Below are 15,791 nucleotides of genomic sequence, written 5' to 3'. Positions count from 1 at the left end.
CCGGCCCCCACACCCCCTGTGGGGGCCGGCCTGTCTCTGCGGAGCCCACCCGTGAAGATCGACCGCACCGACATCGTCACCGCCATCGCTGTTCCCGGCCTCGTCTCCGCCGCCGCACTCACCGCCGACCACATCTACGGCACCACCGCAGCCGCCATTGAGTTCGGAGCCGCCCTCGCCGCCGGGAAGCTGTCCTTCGTGTCCTTCGCGAAGAAGTGGCCGCCCGCCCTCGCCTGGGGCAGCCTCGCCCTCGCCGGCGCCTCCGGACAAGCCTGGCTCACCGGCACCGTCGGCGGGTTCGCCGCCTGGTACGGGTACGCGATCACCGCGGCTGCCGTGTTCGCGGGGATGGTGAAGCACCGGCACGACATCCGCCACGACCAGATCAAGGTGGAGCAGGAGTCGGTGAAGCTGAACACCGCGCTCATCCGCCAGCAGATGCTCCACCACACGCTGGTCCAGAAGACCACGCCCGAACCGGTCCAGGCCGGACCGAACCTGACCGGCCGGACCGTGGAAGAAACCCGCCTGCGGACCGTGGTCCACGAACTGTTCCAGGCCGAGCTGCCGGGCTGCACCGTGGAACGGACCAGGACCGGCTGGACCGCCGTGCTGGACCTGCCCGTGAACCTGGACCGGGACAAGCTGCGGGCCGCCTGGCCCAAGGTCGCCTCCGGTATGGGCGTGGCCGGGGAGTTCATGCTGGAAGACGGGGCACTCACGAACCAGCTCATCGCCCGGTTCATCGACGGCGACCCCCTCGAAGCGGTGGTCCCGTACCAGCGGTTCACCGCCGGCCGGTTCACCGACCCGATCACCCTCGGCGTGGACCGGTTCCTGAACCCGGTCCAAGTCGAACTGGCCTACGCGCACGCCCTCGTCGCCGGTTCGTCGAAGTTCGGCAAGTCCACCCTGGTCCGGTCCATCGTCTTGCAGCTCGCGGACCGCCCGGACATTGTGGTCTACGGCTGCGACCTCAAACCCGGTGCGCCGGAGATGACGCCGATGCTGCCGATCCTCCAAGACCTTGCGCAGACCCCGGAGCAGGCGCACGCCTTCCTCGACTGGCTGAAGCAGGAGCTCGGCGAACGAGGTGAGATCCTCGCTCAGGCTGGCGACCAGGAGTGGGACCCCGTGAAGCACGGCCGGCCCGCGTTGTGGGCGGTGTTCGACGAGCTGGCGGAGCTGGTCCGGCAGGCTGATGTGGGGCCGTGGAAGAAGGATCCGGCGTCGAAGAAGCTCGAATCGCTGCTCGCTTTGGCCCGGTTCGCGGGCATTCATCTCATCGCCGCGACCCAGCAGCCGTCCCGGAAGGTGTTCGGCGGGACCACCGACGCCCGCGGTAACTACAGCGTCCGCATTTCCACCCGTATGGCTGACCGGGACCACCGCCGGTTCATCTTCGGCACCACCCCCGGCTGGGAGCCAGGCGACCTCGACGCGCCCGGAAAGTTCCTCCTCCAGTCCCCGGACCACCAGCAGCCGGCCCCGTACAAGGGCATGTGGCTGACGAAGGACGAGTTCACTGCGGAGGTCGCGCGGATCGGCGCGGACACGGTGAAAGCACCGGTGGGGAAGCGGTTGATCCTGCCCGTCACCGGGGGGACGAATCAGGACAAGGTGCGGGCCGCGCTCGGCAAGTACGGCAACATGCTGCGCCGGGAACTGGAGGCCGCGACCGGGCTCACGGAGAAGCAGGTGTTGGATGCGGCCCGCGCGCTCGGCCCGGAAGTGGAGCGCTGCGCGGACACGCAGACGTGGCGGATCGTCCCCGCAGCGGCGTGGGAGGCGCAGGCCATAGCCACGCAGTAAACCCGCAGGTCACATGGCGTGCGGGTGGGGTCGGGAAGGGGGTCGGGTCAGCAGCGGTCACCGGTCGGATTCGCCGCCGTCGCTGCGACCCTGGTTCCGACCCCGCTCAGACCGCCGGCCTGCCACACTGGCTGCACCCCCCCGCCGGGCCTCCTGCCCGGCATGGCCCCGTTGCCGACGCCCCCGTGGTGGCAGCGGGGCTTTCTCGTGCCCGAACGTGGTCCGGCCCCGCTGCGGTGGCGGGGCCGTCGTCATGCGGTGGGTTCAAGCGTGACGCCGCTTGCGGGTGGGGTGTCGGGCGCGCCATGCGTCGAGTTCAGCGGGGGGCCACAGGAGGGTTCGGCCGATCTTTCGCGGCTGGGGGAAGTCTGGGGTGTTGCGGTGGTGGTTGTAGAGGGTGCGCCATGCGATGCCCAAGCGGGTGCATGCCTCCTCGCTGGTGATCCATCCATCGAAGTCGTCCATGCGGTAAACTGTAGTCACTCACTGACTAAAGCGAGAGGGGGTGTTCAGCGTGAAGAGGTTCCAACCGCAGCCCGGTTTCGTGGTGCAGGCGTACCGCTTCGCGCTGGACCCCAACGCCACCCAGGAGCGGGCGCTGCGCTCCCACTGCGGCGCTGCCCGCGCCGCCTACAACTGGGCCGTCGCGTGGGTGACAGCGTCATGGTGGCAGCGCAAGGCCGAGGAGTCCTACGGAGTCCCCGAAGGCCAGCTCACCGAATGGCGCTCGTGGTCCGCATACTCCATGCGGAAAGAGTTCAACCGGGTCAAACGCACCGACCCGCAGTTTGCTGACTGGTGGGACGAGAACTCCAAGGAGGCTTACTCCAGCGGTCTCGCGAACGCGGAAGCTGCGTTCAAGAGCTACTCCAAGTCCAAGCGTGGTGAGCGCAAGGGCAAGCGGGTAGGCGTGCCTCGGTTCAAATCGAAGCGGAAGGCTCGCCTGTCCTGTCGGTTTACCACAGGCGGGTTTCGTATTGAGCATGATGGACGGCACGTCGTCCTCCCGAAGATGGGTCGCATTCGCGTCCATGAACGCGCCAATGGCCTCCGTGACCGCATCGCTGCAGGCACGGCACGGATCCTGTCAGCAACCGTGCGGCACGAACGCGGACGCTGGCTCGTCTCCTTCCAGGTCGAGGTAAAGCGCCCGATCACCCGCGTTGCACGCCCGGACGTCGCAGTCGGTATCGACCTGGGAGTGAAGACTCTCGCAGTGATGGCCGACAGCACTGGCGAGATCCGCACCGTGCCGAACCCGAAGCACTACGACGAGGGGGCCAATCTGCTGCGCCTGCTCTCGCGCAGGGTCTCCCGCCGTCAGGGTCCGGACCGTCGTACCGGTCGGAAGCCGTCGAGGCGGTGGGAGAAGGCCAACGCGGAGCGCAACCGCGTGCACCACCGGGTGGCGAACCTCCGCTCGGACGCCCTGCACAAGCTGACGACGAGTGTGCGTGCCGAGTATGGGACCGTCGTGGTCGAAGACCTCAACGTTGCAGGACTGTTGAGGAACCGACGCGTGGCGCGCGCCATCGCCGACGCCGGCTTCGGAGAGATCCGTCGGCAACTCACCTACAAGGGGCAGCGAAACGCCTGCCGCACCGTCGTGGCGAACCGCTGGTATCCGTCCTCCAAGACCTGCTCGGCGTGCGGCGCGGTGAAAGCCAAGCTGCCGCTGCACGTCCGAGCCTTCACCTGCGACGCCTGTGGCCTAGTCCTAGACCGGGACGACAACGCGGCCCGCAACCTTGCCGCCCTCGCGGCGGACTGCACGGCTGGTACCGGAGTGGCCGGAGACCAGGACGCCGCCTCGGCGGTGTCGAAGCCTCGTGGAGCCGACCAGAAGACCCGCGCAACCACCCGTAGCCGCAAGGCCACGGGTGGGCGGGCAGGTGGCGCAACCCTGCCGCACCAGCGGCAGCAGGAAACGAGAGACCGTCGTCAGGACACCGAAGCGCAACTCGCGCTGTGGTGACACCGTCACGGACCTTCCTGACTGAAAGGTCAGGACTGCTGAGATCGGATCACGGTCCCGGCAACGGCTCCTCGTCCGGGCGCACCGGGCCCACGCTCTTCTGCGGGTCGATCTTGTTTGCCGCCTCCTGCGCGCTGTACCCCTGACGACTGAGTTCCCGCACCGTCTCCGCCAACTCGTGGGCGTAGGCGTCGAGGTTGGCTTCGGCGCGCGCGGTGCTGAGCCCGGACTGTCGCAGGTAGGCGAGCAGTCGGGCGCGGGCGGTCACGCTCATGTGGTGGTCTCCTCGCTGCCCGCCGAACGCACCGGGCCTGCGCCGCGCTTGAGCACCGCGTCCAGACGATCGCGTAGCGCGCTCGCTGCCTGCGGAGACAGCAATGCCTCCACGACGACCCCGCGCTCCCATTCCACGTCATGAGCGGCGAGCCGAATGTGATCGTGGAATCCACCAGCCGTGGCCACGTCGATCACCCAGACCGGATCGCCTTCCGCACGGTAGTTCGCGGCCTCGGTTCCGCCGTCGAGGGCGAGGATGTCGGGGCCGCTCGCGCTACACCAGATGCTCATCCGGTGGCCTCCTTCTCGGTGCTCGGGCGGTCGGCAAGCTCTGGAGGCTTTCGACCCATCCGGAACCCTGTGTCGACGATCAGGTAGCAGAGGCGAAGGCCGTCCGCGCCAGGGTGCTCCTCCCTGATCTCCGCGACCCACTTCGGCTCTCGGTTCTCGGCGGACGCCGCCAACTCCCTGACTCGCGGCGCCGAAAGGTCAGCCACCTCCGGGGAGATACCCGACAGGTCCAACGGTTCGGGGATGGCTTGGGTGACCTGCTGGCGGGGCGGGGTAACGGCAGCACGCGGCTCCTTGGGCACGGACGCCTTCGCCCGGCTGACGACAGTGGCTTCCCGTAGCGGAGGAACGCCCGCCTTCTTAGCGATCCGTGCGACGTGCTGCCGGTCGTACTGGACGCGTCGGGCCACCTCGGAAGGGCCGAGGGTGCGGGCCATGAGGACGTCGACGATCGCGTCGTGGGTCTCCTTCTGGACGTCGTCGAGCTTGGCCTCCAGCTCCTTGCGTTCGGTGCCGAGCCTGTCGAGGAGGGCCTTCGCCTCTTCTTCCTTCTTGTCGGTCATGTAGCCGATGATGCCACGCCTGGCTGCAATGTCGGTAGACACGGTCAGTACGCAACTCATCTCCGTAACCCCTGCACGCCACTTGACTCCGTAGGCATGAGTTGTAACCATAGGAGACATCAAAGCAAGCAAGGGGGACCCGATGACCGCCGCCACCCGCACCCGCCGCAACACCCTCAAGACCCGCGCCCGCCAGAACCGCGCCGCCGCGAAGATCCGCCGCCAGGGCGTGGCGACGCTCGCAACGCACTGCGTTGCTGCGGGCCTCAGCATCAAGGAGGCGCGCACCGTCGCGGGGTCCCTCCGTAAGAACGCGGCCAAGGCGAACGTCACCGGCACCCCCGGCATCAGCTACGCCAAGAACGCGAAGGCCCGCGCCTGCACCCGGTACACGCCCGCCGAGGTCGCCGCGATCGCCGTCATCTACCGCCCCCGCAAGCCCGTCTACAAGGTCGCCGCCGCCCGTCTCGCCCTCGCCGCCTGAAGGAGCCCAGCTGTGGACCTGTACGCCGAGCTCGCCGAAACCCGCGCCTGGATCACCGAACTCCACGCCGACATGAACCACCCCACCTACCCCAACCGGCCCTGGGAGCACCGCCACAACCTCGAAGGCCGACTCGCCTACCTCACCCACCGCGAGACCGAACTCGTCGACCAGATCGCGGCCGACGAGGAGAACATCGACCGGCTCGTCCGCGCCGCACTCGCCTCCGGTGACCCGGCCGTGTTCGCCGTCACCTACGTCATCGCCGGAACCACCACCGCCCGCGCCGGCCTTCACACCGGCACCCTCGCCGCCTGACCGCCCGACACGACAGGAGCAACCACATGCGTCTCCGCCAGGCCCACGCCATCCTCGAAGCCGCCACCGCGTTGGAAGCGGCCGGGCTCGGCTTTCAACTCCAGCCGTTCCACCACGACTACCCCGGCAACATCCGCAACACCCAGCGCGACAGCATGACCGGCGGCACCGACATCACCGACCCGGACATGGGCGACAGCAATGCTCGCAGCTACAACGTCGACTTCCTGCCCGGCCCCGACGACGACCACATCGAGGCGTACCTGACCTTCGGGCTCGGCCCCGACCCGGAGTGCCTGTTGTACGTCAAGCGGAGCGTTGCCCTGGAGGTGCGGGAGGCCGAACGGTTCCGGGGGCTCATCGGGGCGCAGCTTGCGGCAGAGATCGCCGACAAGGTCCGCGAACACGAACAGCCGTACCGCGACGCCTACGAGGAACGCACTCGCAACGCCTGACCCCGCCTCGCGCCAAGGCCCCCGCCCCCGCCAGGGACCGGGGGCACAGCCACGCCCCGGTAACAGAACCACCCGCCCGACTTCACACCGTCCACACATCCGATACCGTCCCCCAACCCAACGCACCACCCCAAGGGGGACACCATGCGCCACACCGCCACCCTGCTAGCCGCCACCCTGCTCCTCGCCGGGGCTGCGACCAGCTGCTCCAAGTCCAGCGACGACATCGCCAAAGACTGCGCAGTCGCCCTCACCGACCGCACCGGCGGCGACCGTGCGGACACGCCCACCGTCAGCGAAGCGCAGGAACGCGTCGACGCATTCGACGACACCCTCGCCGACATGGTCCGCTCCGGCTACCAGGGCCCGGCCAAGGACGCAGCCGACGCCCTGCAAGAGAAGTTCGAAGGCGGCGGGAAGAAGCGGCCAGAGGCGTGCGAGCCCCTGTCGGACGACGACTACACCGTGCTGCTCATGGCCAAAGGCATCGACGGCCTCGGCTGGACGGACGAGGACGGCAAGTTCGACAAGCTCAAGATGGCGGACGGCGTACTGAAGAACTAGCAGCCGGACATGCCTGAGGCCCGCCCTCCCTCGCCCAGGGAAAGGCGGGCCTCTGCCCTGCACCACGGACACCCAACCGGACCCGCAGTTACCATCAAACCACCACCACCGGTAACGCGAACAGAAGGGGGCCCCGACATGACCAACGACCCCCACCCCAACCAGCGCCCCCACAACAACAACACCGGCCGCTTCGAGCCCAGCCAAGCCGCCGCCGAGAAAGCCGCCCAAGCCGCCCGCCTCAAGGCCGACAACCCCCGCCTCAGCTACCAGCAGATCGCAGACGCCGTCGGCTACAACAACAAAAGCGACGCCTGGCGCGCCATCCAACGCTGCCGCGAAGCCGTCATCCGCGAGGCCGGCGCCGAACTCGTCGCCGCCGAAGCAGCCCACCTCGACGACCTGTTCGTTGCCGCCCTGGAAATCCTGGAACGCAACCATCCCACCGTCTCCCACGGCCACATCGTCAAGGACGACGACGGGCAGCCCATCCCCGACGACGGCCCCAGACTCGCCGCGATCCGCGAGATGCGCGCGATCAGGGAGAGCTACCGCAAGCTGTACGGCGCCGATAAGCCCGCCAAGGTAGAGCACTCCGGCGGCGTGAAGTACGAGGTCGTCGGAGTCGACCCCGAGGACCTGACGTGACCACCGAACTCCCGCCGTGCACACGACGGTTGAGCTGCGGAAACGGTAGAATCAGGGGTGACAAAAGACCCCGGCGGATGCTGCGAACATCCCCGGGGCGCGGCCGATCTACTGAGGAGATCGACATGACCAAGCGTACGTGCAGCGTGCCCGAATGCGACAGACCCCACCTGGCGAAGGGGATGTGCGGGCGGCACTACCAGCGGCTCCGCTCCACCGGAAGCACCGAACGGAAGCCAGAGCGGAAGTGCTCTGTCGACGGATGCGAGCGCAAGCACCACGGACACGGCCACTGCAATACGCACCACGCAAGGCTGCTGTCGACTGGGAGTCTTGGCACTCCGATCCACCAACGGAAGACGTGCACGTTCAGCAACTGCGGACGCCCCGCTGTGAGTCGAGGGCTCTGCAACAGCCACGCGAACCAAGCGAAGCGCGGCAGGCCGCTCACGCCGCTGCGCTCACGCCAGAAGACGACCGTCCGGGACGAGCACGACCGAAAGCGGTGCAGCACCTGCGGCGAGTGGCAGGATCCGGCGAACTTCTACCCCAACCCGAAGACTGCAGACAACCTCAACACGTACTGCAAGCGCTGCGATCGGAACATGCGCCTGAGCCGCAACTACGGCATCGGCGTCTCGCAGTACGAGAGCCTCCTTCTCGCGCAGGGCGGCGGCTGTGCCATCTGCGGCGGCGCCCCCAAGGATGGTCCATCGCTGCACGTCGACCACGATCATGCATGCTGCCCCGACCGTAAGAGGTCCTGCGGATCTTGCCTCCGGGGGCTTCTCTGTGAGGACTGCAACCGCGTCCTCGGCATGTTCCGCGACGATGTCTCGCGGTTCGAATCAGCCATCGCTTACCTGAAGCGAGGAAGGCGATGACGGGGGCTGCTCCGAGCACGGTGGTCAGGTATGAGCCGAGGGGCGGGGCCAGGGAACTCCTGCTGGCTAAAGATCAGGAAGTGTGTATCGCCGGTCCAGCTGGCACGGGCAAATCGTTGGGAATGCTTCAGAAGGCGTTCTACACGAGCCTCATGGTGCCTGGCTGCCGCTCGCTGGTGGTCCGACAGACCCACGCCGCGCTCACCGGCTCTACCCTGGTGACATTCGAGCAGCAGGTGGCGACGGCCGCGCTCGCCGAGGGCGTCGTCCGCTGGTTCGGCGGATCGCCCCGGAAGCCTCCGGCCTACCAGTTCGCGAACGGCTCTGAGGTCTTGGTGGGCGGCCTAGATCGTCCAGAGAAATTCCTCAGTACGGAATTTTCGCGCATTTATGTGGATGAAGCAACGCAAATCACCTTGACCGCGCTGGAGACCTTGATCACCCGCCTGCGGGCGAACGCGGACACGTACCGGCAGATCATCCTCGCGTGCAACCCCGACCACCCGAAGCACTGGATCAAGCAGCGGTGCGACGAGGGCACGATGCGGATGATTCACAGCCTTCACCGCGACAACCCCCTGTACGTCGACCTGGACGGCTCGTTGACCGAACGCGGTATCGACTACATGGCCAAGCTCGACGCCCTCTCTGGAGTGCGCAGGCTCCGCTACCGTGACGGCATCTGGGCGGCTGCCGAGGGCCTCGTCTACACAGGCTGGTCTGAGCCCGTTCACGTCATCGATCCGTTCGCGGTGCCCGACTCGTGGTCGAGGTGGGTCACGATCGACTTCGGATTCACGGCCGCGTTCGTGGCGCAGCTGTGGGCCGAGGATCCCGACGGTCGCCTCTACCTGATCCGGGAGTGGGTGCGCACTCGCATGCTTGTGGAGGACCACGCCGAGGTGATTCGGGATCGGCTGCTCGCAGGGCAGCCGCAGCCGCGCGGGATCTACACGGACCACGACGCGGAGGACCGGGCCACGCTGGAGCGGAAGCTGGGGATGGGCACGAAGCCTGCGCACAAGTCGGTGTCGGACGGGATCCAGGCGATGCAGTCCCGGCTGAGGGTTCAGCCGGACGGTAAGGCGCGGCTGTTCGTGGTCCGTAATGCGCTGCTGGAGCGGGACCCGGAGATGGATGCGGCGTCGCTGCCGATCGGTCTGGCGGAGGAGGTGTCTGGCTATGTGTGGGCGGTCCGGCCGGGCAACAAGGGCGGGTTGAAGGAAGAGCCTGCCAAGGAGAATGACCACTCGATGGACGCCGCCCGGTACATGGTCGCGGCCCGTGATCTCGTCGGCCGTACTCGCGTGAGGTGGCTGTGATCGCCCGACGCTAGCCGCCCTGCTGGACATCCGTGGACAATGCCAGGTAGTCGAACCATTGGGAGGTCGGCGTGACCAAGACAGCCGCCACACTCGCCGCGGCCCGCGCCCGCCTCACCAAAGCCGCGGCCACCGTTTCTGAGGCCCGCGCGGGCCTGTACACGACCGCGGGGTTCGCGTGCGGTACCGCGTCCGCGTGGGTCACCTGGGGTGTCGGTGCCGGCCTGGCCGGTGCCGCCGCGTCATTCCTGCTCATGGGTGTTCTGTCCGACGGCGAGAAGGGGGTGACCCGGTGAGGTCTCTACGTGCATTGAGGAACAAGGCGCCCGTGCCGTACGTGTCGTCCCGCGGCGGGCTGAGTATTCCGTGGCGGGCCCCCAGCGGGGCTGAGGCGCAGATGCGGGCGATGGGTCATGTCGGAACATTGTTCTCGATCGTCAACCGCACCTCCAACGCGACCGCGCTGGTCGACTGGAAGCTGTACCGCAAAGCGCCCTCCGGTCTGCCCGAGGACCGTGTCGAGGTCACGGCGCATGCCGTCCTCGACCTGTGGAACCGGCCGAACAGGTTCTTCACCCGGCAGGAACTCGTCGAGACGGTGCAGCAGCACATCGACCTCACCGGCGAGGGCTGGATCGTCATCGCCCGCAACCCGCGCTCCCCGATGCCGCTGGAGCTGTGGCCGGTCCGCCCGGACCGTATCCAGCCGGTGCCGCACCCTACGGATTTCATCTCCGGCTACCTGTACACCGGCCCGGACGGGCAGGAGATCGCGCTCCGTGTGGAGGACGTGATCCAGATCCGCATGCCCAACCCGCTGGACCCGTACCGCGGTATGGGCCCCGTGCAGTCGGTGCTGACCGAGCTGGACGCGAGCAGGTACAGCGCGGAGTGGAACCGGAACTTCTTCATGAACTCCGCCGAACCGGGCGGGATCATCGAGCTTCCCACGGTGTTGTCCGACCCCGAGTGGGACCAGCTCCAGATGCGCTGGAACGAGCAGCACAAGGGCGTCGCGAACGCCCACCGTGTGGCGTTCCTGGAGCACGGCACGTGGAAGGACCGCAAGTACACGCAGCGGGACATGCAGTTCGCTGAGCTGCGGCAGGTCTCTCGGGATGTGATCCGGGAGGCGTTCGGCGCGCCGGCGTTCGTTCTCGGCGAGGTCGGCGACGTGAACCGGGCTACGGCCGAGGCATCGAAGGTGCTGTTCGCGGAGCAGTTGACGGTGCCCCGCCTGGAGCGATGGAAGAGCGCCCTCCTCAACGACCTACTGCCGCTGTACGGGCCGGACGCCGCCCGCATGCTGGAGTTCGACTACGAGGACCCCGTCCCCCAGGACGCGGAAGCACGCAACGCGGAACTGCGGGAGAAGACGTCGGCGTACGTGCGGCTCGTCAATGCGGGCGCCGATCCGAAACTGGTGTCGGAGTATCTGGGTCTGCCTGAGATGGCTGGCGATGATGATCGCGGTCTGTTGAAGGAGATCGTGAAGGGTGCTCCGTCGACGGCGCCGTTGATTCTGCCGCTGCTGGGGTTCACGCTTCCTGCCCAGCCTGCCGCGCCTCAGGCTGCTCCCGCTCCGGCCCCTGCTGCGGCTCGGCTGGACTTGCATCATCATGTGCCGTTCACGCCGGCGCCGCGTGCTCTGCCGTCGTACAACACGGCGTTGGCGCGTCCTCGGTCGCCGCGTGCGGCGGCTGTGGAGCCGGATCTCGCTCCTGTGCGGGAGCAGTTCGAGGCGGCTCTGGCTGGGCTCCTGGAGGCGTGGGAGCCGATCGCCGAGGCGCAGTATGCGGCGGTGGAGGAGCAGGTCGCGGCGGCGGTGGAGGCGGGGGATACGGAGGCGTTGGCGACGCTGGTGGTGGATCCGGGTCCGAGTATCGGCGTGCTGCGGCGGGCGCTGGGTGACATGGCCGAGGTGGCAGCGAAGCAGATGGCGGAGGAGGCTGCCGAGCAGGGTGTGAAGGTGCGTCCGCCGAAGGTCGACAAGGGGCTGCGGAATGCGTTCGGCTCGGAGTTGATTGAGATCGCTGCGGCGACGGCTGCGCTGGTGGCGGCTGATCTGGCGGCGTCTGCCGGCCGTGAGGCGCTGCGCCTGCTGGTGCCGGGTGTGCGGGGTTCGGAGGTTGCGGAGAAGGTTGGCGGGTTCCTGCGGGGGCTGAAGAACTGGTTCCGCAGGGATCAGTTGGGTGGTGCGTTGCATCGGGCGCAGAACGCGGGCCGTATTGCGACGTTGGAGGCGGCGCCGAAGGCCCGGTATGTGGCTAGCGAGAAGAACGACGCGAACCGGTGTGACCCGTGCAAGGACATCGACGGCGCCGAGTTCGATGACCTTGATGCGGTGCGGGCTGCGTATGGGTCGGGCGGGTATCTGCGGTGCGAGGGCGGCGTGCGCTGCAGGGGCACGGTCGTGGCCTTGTGGGAGTAGTCACGGCCCCTCGTACGGGCGGCCCCAGCGTTCCTCGTACCGTCGGCAGGTGCGGCGGTAGTGCCAGTGGTCGACGAACGGCCCGAGCGGGATCATGATGCAGGCGAGCCAGCCGGGCCCGTACAGGATGACGTCCTGCCACGACCAGCCGCTCACGGCTGCTCCTTGGCGTCACGCCACGCGGGGTCGGTCCACTCGAAGCGGCTCACCAACCCGCCCGAAACCGCCCCGCCGTCACGCTCCTGCATCTCATCCCGCACCGCCGCCGCATAATCCGCAGCCTCGATCAGCGCGCGCCCGAGTTCGCGGGCTTCGTCGTTGCTGAGGAAGCACAGGTCGTCGGCTTGGATGTAGACCTGTCCGGTGCCGTTGACGGTTTCGGGGCCGACGACGGCGTTGCCGCCAAGGACATCGGCGTACTGATAGTTGCTCACGGTGTGGCCTTCCTGAACGCTTCGGGGATGGACGGGCAACGCCCCTGGCTGCATTCGTACGAGCAGCAGGTGAGGGCGAGGCAGCGGCCCGGACGGCAGTGCTCCGATAGTGGGCGCGGCATCGGGTTGTAGGCCACACCGCCGCGTGCAGGGCGCCTGCCCGCCCTCCCCTCGTAGGAGCAGACAGGGCAGATCCCCCGAGTGACTCCCGGCCCGCCGTCGGGAATGCTGTCCGGTCCGCCATCGACGCGACGCCACTCGTGGCCGCCCATCTCCCGCCCGCAGAGGGGGCACGGGAGCCAGAAGTACCCGGCCACGAACGCGTACGCCTGGTGCACCCAGCGAGGGAGGAGGGAGATCCTTCCGCGCGCTTCACGTACCCGCGTGAGATTCACGGCTGCTCCTTGCGTCGGCTGATGTCTGCGGGGTCGGTGCCGCGATCCCCTGCGGCGAGACGCTCGGGCTGACGGCACACATCCCAATCACACGGGCTACCGGGCTCGTAGTGCCAGCACTGCACCGGAGGATCATCCTCGTCGTACTCCACGGATCAGCCCTCCGGGTCGGTGGTGGGGATGTAGCCGGGGATCTTCTTCAACTCCGGGCCAAGGATCTCCAACGCCCGCTCAACAGGAGTGGGCTCGGGAAGGCCAACGGTGTACCCGTGATCCGCCGCCTCTGCTTCGGACAACGAATACGGGGCGTTGATCCGTGTGGCGCTCAGCCCGCGTATCTCGCCCGTGCCGCTCCCCGTGATCCACCGTCGGTCGAACTCCCGCTCCGCTTCAGCGCACGCCTCCGCGTAAGCCTGCGCCCACAACTCGGCGAGGACTTCGGCGAACCCGTCGACCTCGTCGCGCTCGTCGAGCGGCCAGGGTGCTTCAGTCACAGACGGCCTCCACTCCGTATCCACGTGGCGGCCCGCAGTACGAGCGGCTGCCCGGGTTGCACGTCCCACCAGTACGGCTTACCGAACAGCCAAACAGTGCGCAGCGCGTCAGGGTCCCGGATCACGGCTGCTCCTGGTGCTTGTAGTCGGACATGCCGCAACCCGCACACAGGCCACTGTCGGCGGACGTGGCGGGCACCCGGTAGGCGGAACACGGAACCGGGTCTTCAGCGCCCCGGAGCGCGCGGTCGATGTCGTCGACGGCGCGCATCGTCTGAGGCCCCAGCGTGTTGAGCTTCCAGCGATCGACCTCGTCACGGACGCGCGCGAGCAGGGCCTGCGCCTGCTTGCCGTCGTGGACGTGCTGCTCGTGGGCCATTGCGAAGCATCTGGAAGCGCGGCCCGCGTTCTCGATCACCTGCTGCGCCACATGCAGGCGCTCCTCCGGGCTGGCCCGCTTGAAGCGGGCGATCCACTGGCCGGGAGTTGGTTCGCAGGCCGGGTCCCAGCCGTCCTCTTCGCCAGCGCGCAGGCGGGCGACTTCGGCTATCGCGTCGGCGTGTTCGCTGCGGGCCGGACCGGGGCACACCTTCACGTGGTCAGCCCACACGGTGATCCCACCAGTGCCGCATGTGTTGCAGTTCAGTGTGAGCGTCCGCCGGGGAGCGTCGGTGGTCACGGGTTCCTCCACGGCGGGGCTGTTGTGCGCGGTGGCGATGTACCGGAGCACAGTGGTGATCGCCGACCGGGTCGACGCGTCCACGTAGCGGCCGACTTGTACGGGACCTTCGGTGGCATCGAGGTGACGGGCGGCGAGGATGACCATCTCGCTGGGCGCGTCGACGGTGATCCGCTTACGGGAGGCGCTCACGGGGTCTCCTTGATGCCGAGTTCGTGTTCCAGTTCGCGGATCCGTTTCGCCATCGCGTCCCGATCCGCCGCGAGTTCCGTCCGGGACAGGGCCGGGCTGCTGGTGACGAACCGGTACACGCCGTACCCGACAAGCGCGATCGGCCAGAACAGGGCGAGGACGACGGATATGAAGGCGGTCGGGCCACGGTCCCACTCGTTGAAGCGCGCGACCGGGTCGGGATACCGGGCGCCGAAGGGGCCCATCTCTTTGGCGGCCTTGTCGATGGCGCGGGCGCGCAACCGCCCGTAGAGGTGGCGGGCGCCGTACAGGCTGGCGGTCAGGTAGGCGGCCACGCACGCGAGAGCGATCACGACACCACCTCGCCATCCGCCGTGGCGGCGGCGACTTCCCGGAGTAGCAGCGCGTACGCCACCCGCTTCTCCAGCCGAGGCTCCGCCTCCCCCCGCTCCCACCGGCTCATGGTCATCTGACTGACCCCCAACGTCTGCGCGAAGTCCCGCAGTGTCACCCCGGCTTGAGACCGGATCTTCGCCCGCTCACCCGGTTCGGGGAGCCGCGCGGCACGTACACGGGCGGCCAGCGCCTCGGCCCGTGTGGTCGCATCCTGCGAACTGTTCCTGTCCATACATGAACACGGTACGCGAATACATGCATTCACGCACCCGGATGACAGGAATTCACAAACCCGCACGTTAAAGAAATGCGACCCCCGCGATACAACAACGGTAGAACCGCGTTACCGCAGGTCAGACCCCATATGAACAGCAATACATAGTGCACAATGAGCCTGCCTGGACTACGCAAAAACCCACACCGGGGAAGGCAGGAGCCAATGAGCCACACACGGCGATCATGGAACACCGCCAGCCCCGAAACCCTCGCCGAACGCGGACGCGCCATGCGCCCAGCACTCCCCACCCCAGACGGGTCAGAGACCTGGTACCGCGTCACCAACGCCCTCGACGAAGGCGGCACCCCCTACGCCAGCATCTCCATCTATGGAGACATCGGCTCCTGGGGCATTACAGCCGCAGCCTTCGTAGACGAGCTGAAAGCGATCGACGCCCCGGAGATCCGCCTCAACATCAACTCCCCTGGCGGAGAAGTCTTCGACGGACTGGCGATCCACAGCGCTCTGCGCTCACACCGCGCGAAAGTCCTCGTTCAGGTCGACTCGCTCGCCGCGTCCATCGCCTCCGTCATCGCCATGGCAGGCGACCGGATCACCGTCGCTCCCCACGCACAATTCATGGTGCATGACGCGCAAGGCGTAGCCGTCGGGGATCCCGAAGAGCTCCGCGAGTACGCCGAGTTCCTCGACCGCCAGAGCGACAACATCGCCTCCGTCTACGCAGAGCGCGCGGGCGGCACCGTCAAGCAGTGGCGGGCCCGCATGAAGGCCACCACCTGGTACTTCGCCGACGAGGCAGTAGCAGCCGGACTCGCCGACGAGGTCGCCAAGCCGCAGCGCATGACTCCGGAAGAGGAAGAGCAGGCCCGCGCCACAGCCGCCGCCTGGGACCTCAGCGTGTACAACTACGCGCACACCAGCCGCGAGGAAGCCCCCGCAC

General features: G+C 67.8%; 22 protein-coding genes. 12 read left to right on the top strand and 10 right to left on the bottom strand.

The window, feature by feature from the left end:
* Window positions 1-51: 51 nt before the first annotated feature.
* Complete coding sequence (locus tag AOK15_RS05685; protein WP_055513425.1) at window positions 52-1,812, top strand: FtsK/SpoIIIE domain-containing protein; 1,761 nt, start codon at window positions 52-54, stop codon at window positions 1,810-1,812.
* 264 nt (window positions 1,813-2,076) lie between these two features.
* Here the strand turns inward: AOK15_RS05685 and AOK15_RS43650 are convergent, their stop codons facing one another.
* Window positions 2,077-2,277: a helix-turn-helix transcriptional regulator gene (locus AOK15_RS43650; protein ID WP_107099347.1), complete on the bottom strand. Its 201-nt coding sequence runs from the start codon at window positions 2,275-2,277 to the stop codon at window positions 2,077-2,079.
* 40 nt (window positions 2,278-2,317) lie between these two features.
* Between AOK15_RS43650 and tnpB the strand changes: the two genes are divergently transcribed.
* Window positions 2,318-3,787 carry an IS607 family element RNA-guided endonuclease TnpB gene (tnpB, locus tag AOK15_RS05680; RefSeq protein ID WP_240508314.1) on the top strand — a complete coding sequence of 490 codons (1,470 nt, stop codon included), beginning with the start codon at window positions 2,318-2,320 and terminating at the stop codon, window positions 3,785-3,787.
* A 49-nt stretch (window positions 3,788-3,836) separates the two neighbouring features.
* Here tnpB and AOK15_RS05675 read toward each other — a convergent pair whose 3' ends face one another.
* The 3 genes from AOK15_RS05675 to AOK15_RS05665 are packed head-to-tail and all read right to left on the bottom strand — an operon-like array spanning window position 3,837 to window position 4,917.
* Window positions 3,837-4,061, bottom strand: coding sequence for a helix-turn-helix domain-containing protein (locus AOK15_RS05675; protein ID WP_055513423.1), 225 nt, complete (start codon window positions 4,059-4,061; stop codon window positions 3,837-3,839).
* Entirely contained in the window at window positions 4,058-4,354 is a 297-nt protein-coding gene (locus tag AOK15_RS05670) for a hypothetical protein (RefSeq protein WP_055513421.1), read from the bottom strand. Before AOK15_RS05670 ends, AOK15_RS05675 begins: the two co-directional genes overlap by 4 nt.
* Window positions 4,351-4,917: a hypothetical protein gene (locus tag AOK15_RS05665; RefSeq protein ID WP_157870162.1), complete on the bottom strand. Its 567-nt coding sequence runs from the start codon at window positions 4,915-4,917 to the stop codon at window positions 4,351-4,353. Before AOK15_RS05665 ends, AOK15_RS05670 begins: the two co-directional genes overlap by 4 nt.
* A gap of 142 nt (window positions 4,918-5,059) precedes the next feature.
* On the opposite strand from AOK15_RS05665, the gene AOK15_RS05660 reads away from it, so the two are divergent.
* The 9 genes from AOK15_RS05660 (at window position 5,060) to AOK15_RS48270 (ending at window position 12,023) form a co-directional block, all read left to right on the top strand.
* On the top strand, window positions 5,060-5,401 hold the full coding sequence (locus AOK15_RS05660) for a hypothetical protein (protein WP_055513417.1): 342 nt from the start codon (window positions 5,060-5,062) through the stop codon (window positions 5,399-5,401).
* 12 nt (window positions 5,402-5,413) lie between these two features.
* A complete protein-coding gene (locus AOK15_RS05655) occupies window positions 5,414-5,719 on the top strand; it encodes a hypothetical protein (protein WP_055513415.1) in 306 nt (101 codons plus the stop codon).
* Window positions 5,720-5,745: 26 nt separating this feature from the next.
* Window positions 5,746-6,174: a hypothetical protein gene (locus tag AOK15_RS05650; protein WP_055513413.1), complete on the top strand. Its 429-nt coding sequence runs from the start codon at window positions 5,746-5,748 to the stop codon at window positions 6,172-6,174.
* A gap of 144 nt (window positions 6,175-6,318) precedes the next feature.
* Window positions 6,319-6,738, top strand: a complete 420-nt coding sequence (locus AOK15_RS05645; RefSeq protein WP_055513411.1) for a hypothetical protein — start codon at window positions 6,319-6,321, stop codon at window positions 6,736-6,738.
* 138 nt (window positions 6,739-6,876) lie between these two features.
* Entirely contained in the window at window positions 6,877-7,386 is a 510-nt protein-coding gene (locus tag AOK15_RS05640) for a hypothetical protein (protein WP_055513409.1), read from the top strand.
* Between the two features lie 392 nt (window positions 7,387-7,778).
* Window positions 7,779-8,270 carry an endonuclease domain-containing protein gene (locus AOK15_RS46020; RefSeq protein ID WP_205632079.1) on the top strand — a complete coding sequence of 164 codons (492 nt, stop codon included), beginning with the start codon at window positions 7,779-7,781 and terminating at the stop codon, window positions 8,268-8,270.
* A complete protein-coding gene (locus tag AOK15_RS05635) occupies window positions 8,267-9,592 on the top strand; it encodes a phage terminase large subunit (RefSeq protein WP_055513408.1) in 1,326 nt (441 codons plus the stop codon). Before AOK15_RS46020 ends, AOK15_RS05635 begins: the two co-directional genes overlap by 4 nt.
* 71 nt (window positions 9,593-9,663) lie before the next feature.
* Window positions 9,664-9,888 (top strand): hypothetical protein, encoded by a 225-nt coding sequence (locus tag AOK15_RS05630; protein ID WP_055513406.1) that lies wholly within the window; start codon window positions 9,664-9,666, stop codon window positions 9,886-9,888.
* Between the two features lie 32 nt (window positions 9,889-9,920).
* Window positions 9,921-12,023: a phage portal protein gene (locus tag AOK15_RS48270; RefSeq protein ID WP_055513404.1), complete on the top strand. Its 2,103-nt coding sequence runs from the start codon at window positions 9,921-9,923 to the stop codon at window positions 12,021-12,023.
* Here AOK15_RS48270 and AOK15_RS44845 read toward each other — a convergent pair whose 3' ends face one another.
* From AOK15_RS44845 to AOK15_RS41720, 6 genes are all read right to left on the bottom strand, one after another.
* Window positions 12,024-12,179, bottom strand: a complete 156-nt coding sequence (locus tag AOK15_RS44845) for a hypothetical protein (protein WP_157870161.1) — start codon at window positions 12,177-12,179, stop codon at window positions 12,024-12,026.
* Entirely contained in the window at window positions 12,176-12,457 is a 282-nt protein-coding gene (locus AOK15_RS05620; RefSeq protein ID WP_055513401.1) for a hypothetical protein, read from the bottom strand. Before AOK15_RS05620 ends, AOK15_RS44845 begins: the two co-directional genes overlap by 4 nt.
* A gap of 550 nt (window positions 12,458-13,007) precedes the next feature.
* A complete protein-coding gene (locus tag AOK15_RS05615) occupies window positions 13,008-13,346 on the bottom strand; it encodes a hypothetical protein (protein WP_055513399.1) in 339 nt (112 codons plus the stop codon).
* A gap of 121 nt (window positions 13,347-13,467) precedes the next feature.
* Entirely contained in the window at window positions 13,468-14,217 is a 750-nt protein-coding gene (locus AOK15_RS05610) for a hypothetical protein (protein ID WP_055513398.1), read from the bottom strand.
* Window positions 14,214-14,570: a hypothetical protein gene (locus AOK15_RS05605; protein WP_055513396.1), complete on the bottom strand. Its 357-nt coding sequence runs from the start codon at window positions 14,568-14,570 to the stop codon at window positions 14,214-14,216. The genes AOK15_RS05610 and AOK15_RS05605 overlap by 4 nt, the downstream gene beginning before the upstream one ends.
* Complete coding sequence (locus AOK15_RS41720; RefSeq protein ID WP_079058321.1) at window positions 14,567-14,845, bottom strand: helix-turn-helix domain-containing protein; 279 nt, start codon at window positions 14,843-14,845, stop codon at window positions 14,567-14,569. The genes AOK15_RS05605 and AOK15_RS41720 overlap by 4 nt, the downstream gene beginning before the upstream one ends.
* 273 nt (window positions 14,846-15,118) lie before the next feature.
* Between AOK15_RS41720 and AOK15_RS05600 the strand changes: the two genes are divergently transcribed.
* Window positions 15,119-15,791: head maturation protease, ClpP-related (locus AOK15_RS05600; RefSeq protein WP_167738790.1), on the top strand; the 673-nt coding region annotated here is incomplete at its 3' end.

Source organism: Streptomyces ossamyceticus (assembly GCF_001418475.1).
Taxonomy (GTDB): domain Bacteria; phylum Actinomycetota; class Actinomycetes; order Streptomycetales; family Streptomycetaceae; genus Streptomyces; species Streptomyces ossamyceticus.
This window is presented reverse-complemented; position numbering and strand designations above follow the sequence as displayed.

Excerpts from the sequence above, each read along its gene's own strand:
- AOK15_RS05660 (WP_055513417.1), top strand. The coding sequence starts at position 5,060 with ATGACCGCCGCCACCCGCACCCGCCGCAACACCCTCAAGACCCGCGCC.
- AOK15_RS05650 (WP_055513413.1), top strand. The coding sequence starts at position 5,746 with ATGCGTCTCCGCCAGGCCCACGCCATCCTCGAAGCCGCCACCGCGTTG.
- AOK15_RS05670 (WP_055513421.1), bottom strand. The coding sequence starts at position 4,354 with ATGAGCATCTGGTGTAGCGCGAGCGGCCCCGACATCCTCGCCCTCGAC.
- AOK15_RS05645 (WP_055513411.1), top strand. The coding sequence starts at position 6,319 with ATGCGCCACACCGCCACCCTGCTAGCCGCCACCCTGCTCCTCGCCGGG.
- AOK15_RS41720 (WP_079058321.1), bottom strand. The coding sequence starts at position 14,845 with ATGGACAGGAACAGTTCGCAGGATGCGACCACACGGGCCGAGGCGCTG.
- AOK15_RS05665 (WP_157870162.1), bottom strand. The coding sequence starts at position 4,917 with ATGACCGACAAGAAGGAAGAAGAGGCGAAGGCCCTCCTCGACAGGCTC.
- AOK15_RS43650 (WP_107099347.1), bottom strand. The coding sequence starts at position 2,277 with ATGGACGACTTCGATGGATGGATCACCAGCGAGGAGGCATGCACCCGC.
- AOK15_RS05675 (WP_055513423.1), bottom strand. The coding sequence starts at position 4,061 with ATGAGCGTGACCGCCCGCGCCCGACTGCTCGCCTACCTGCGACAGTCC.
- AOK15_RS05635 (WP_055513408.1), top strand. The coding sequence starts at position 8,267 with ATGACGGGGGCTGCTCCGAGCACGGTGGTCAGGTATGAGCCGAGGGGC.
- AOK15_RS05640 (WP_055513409.1), top strand. The coding sequence starts at position 6,877 with ATGACCAACGACCCCCACCCCAACCAGCGCCCCCACAACAACAACACC.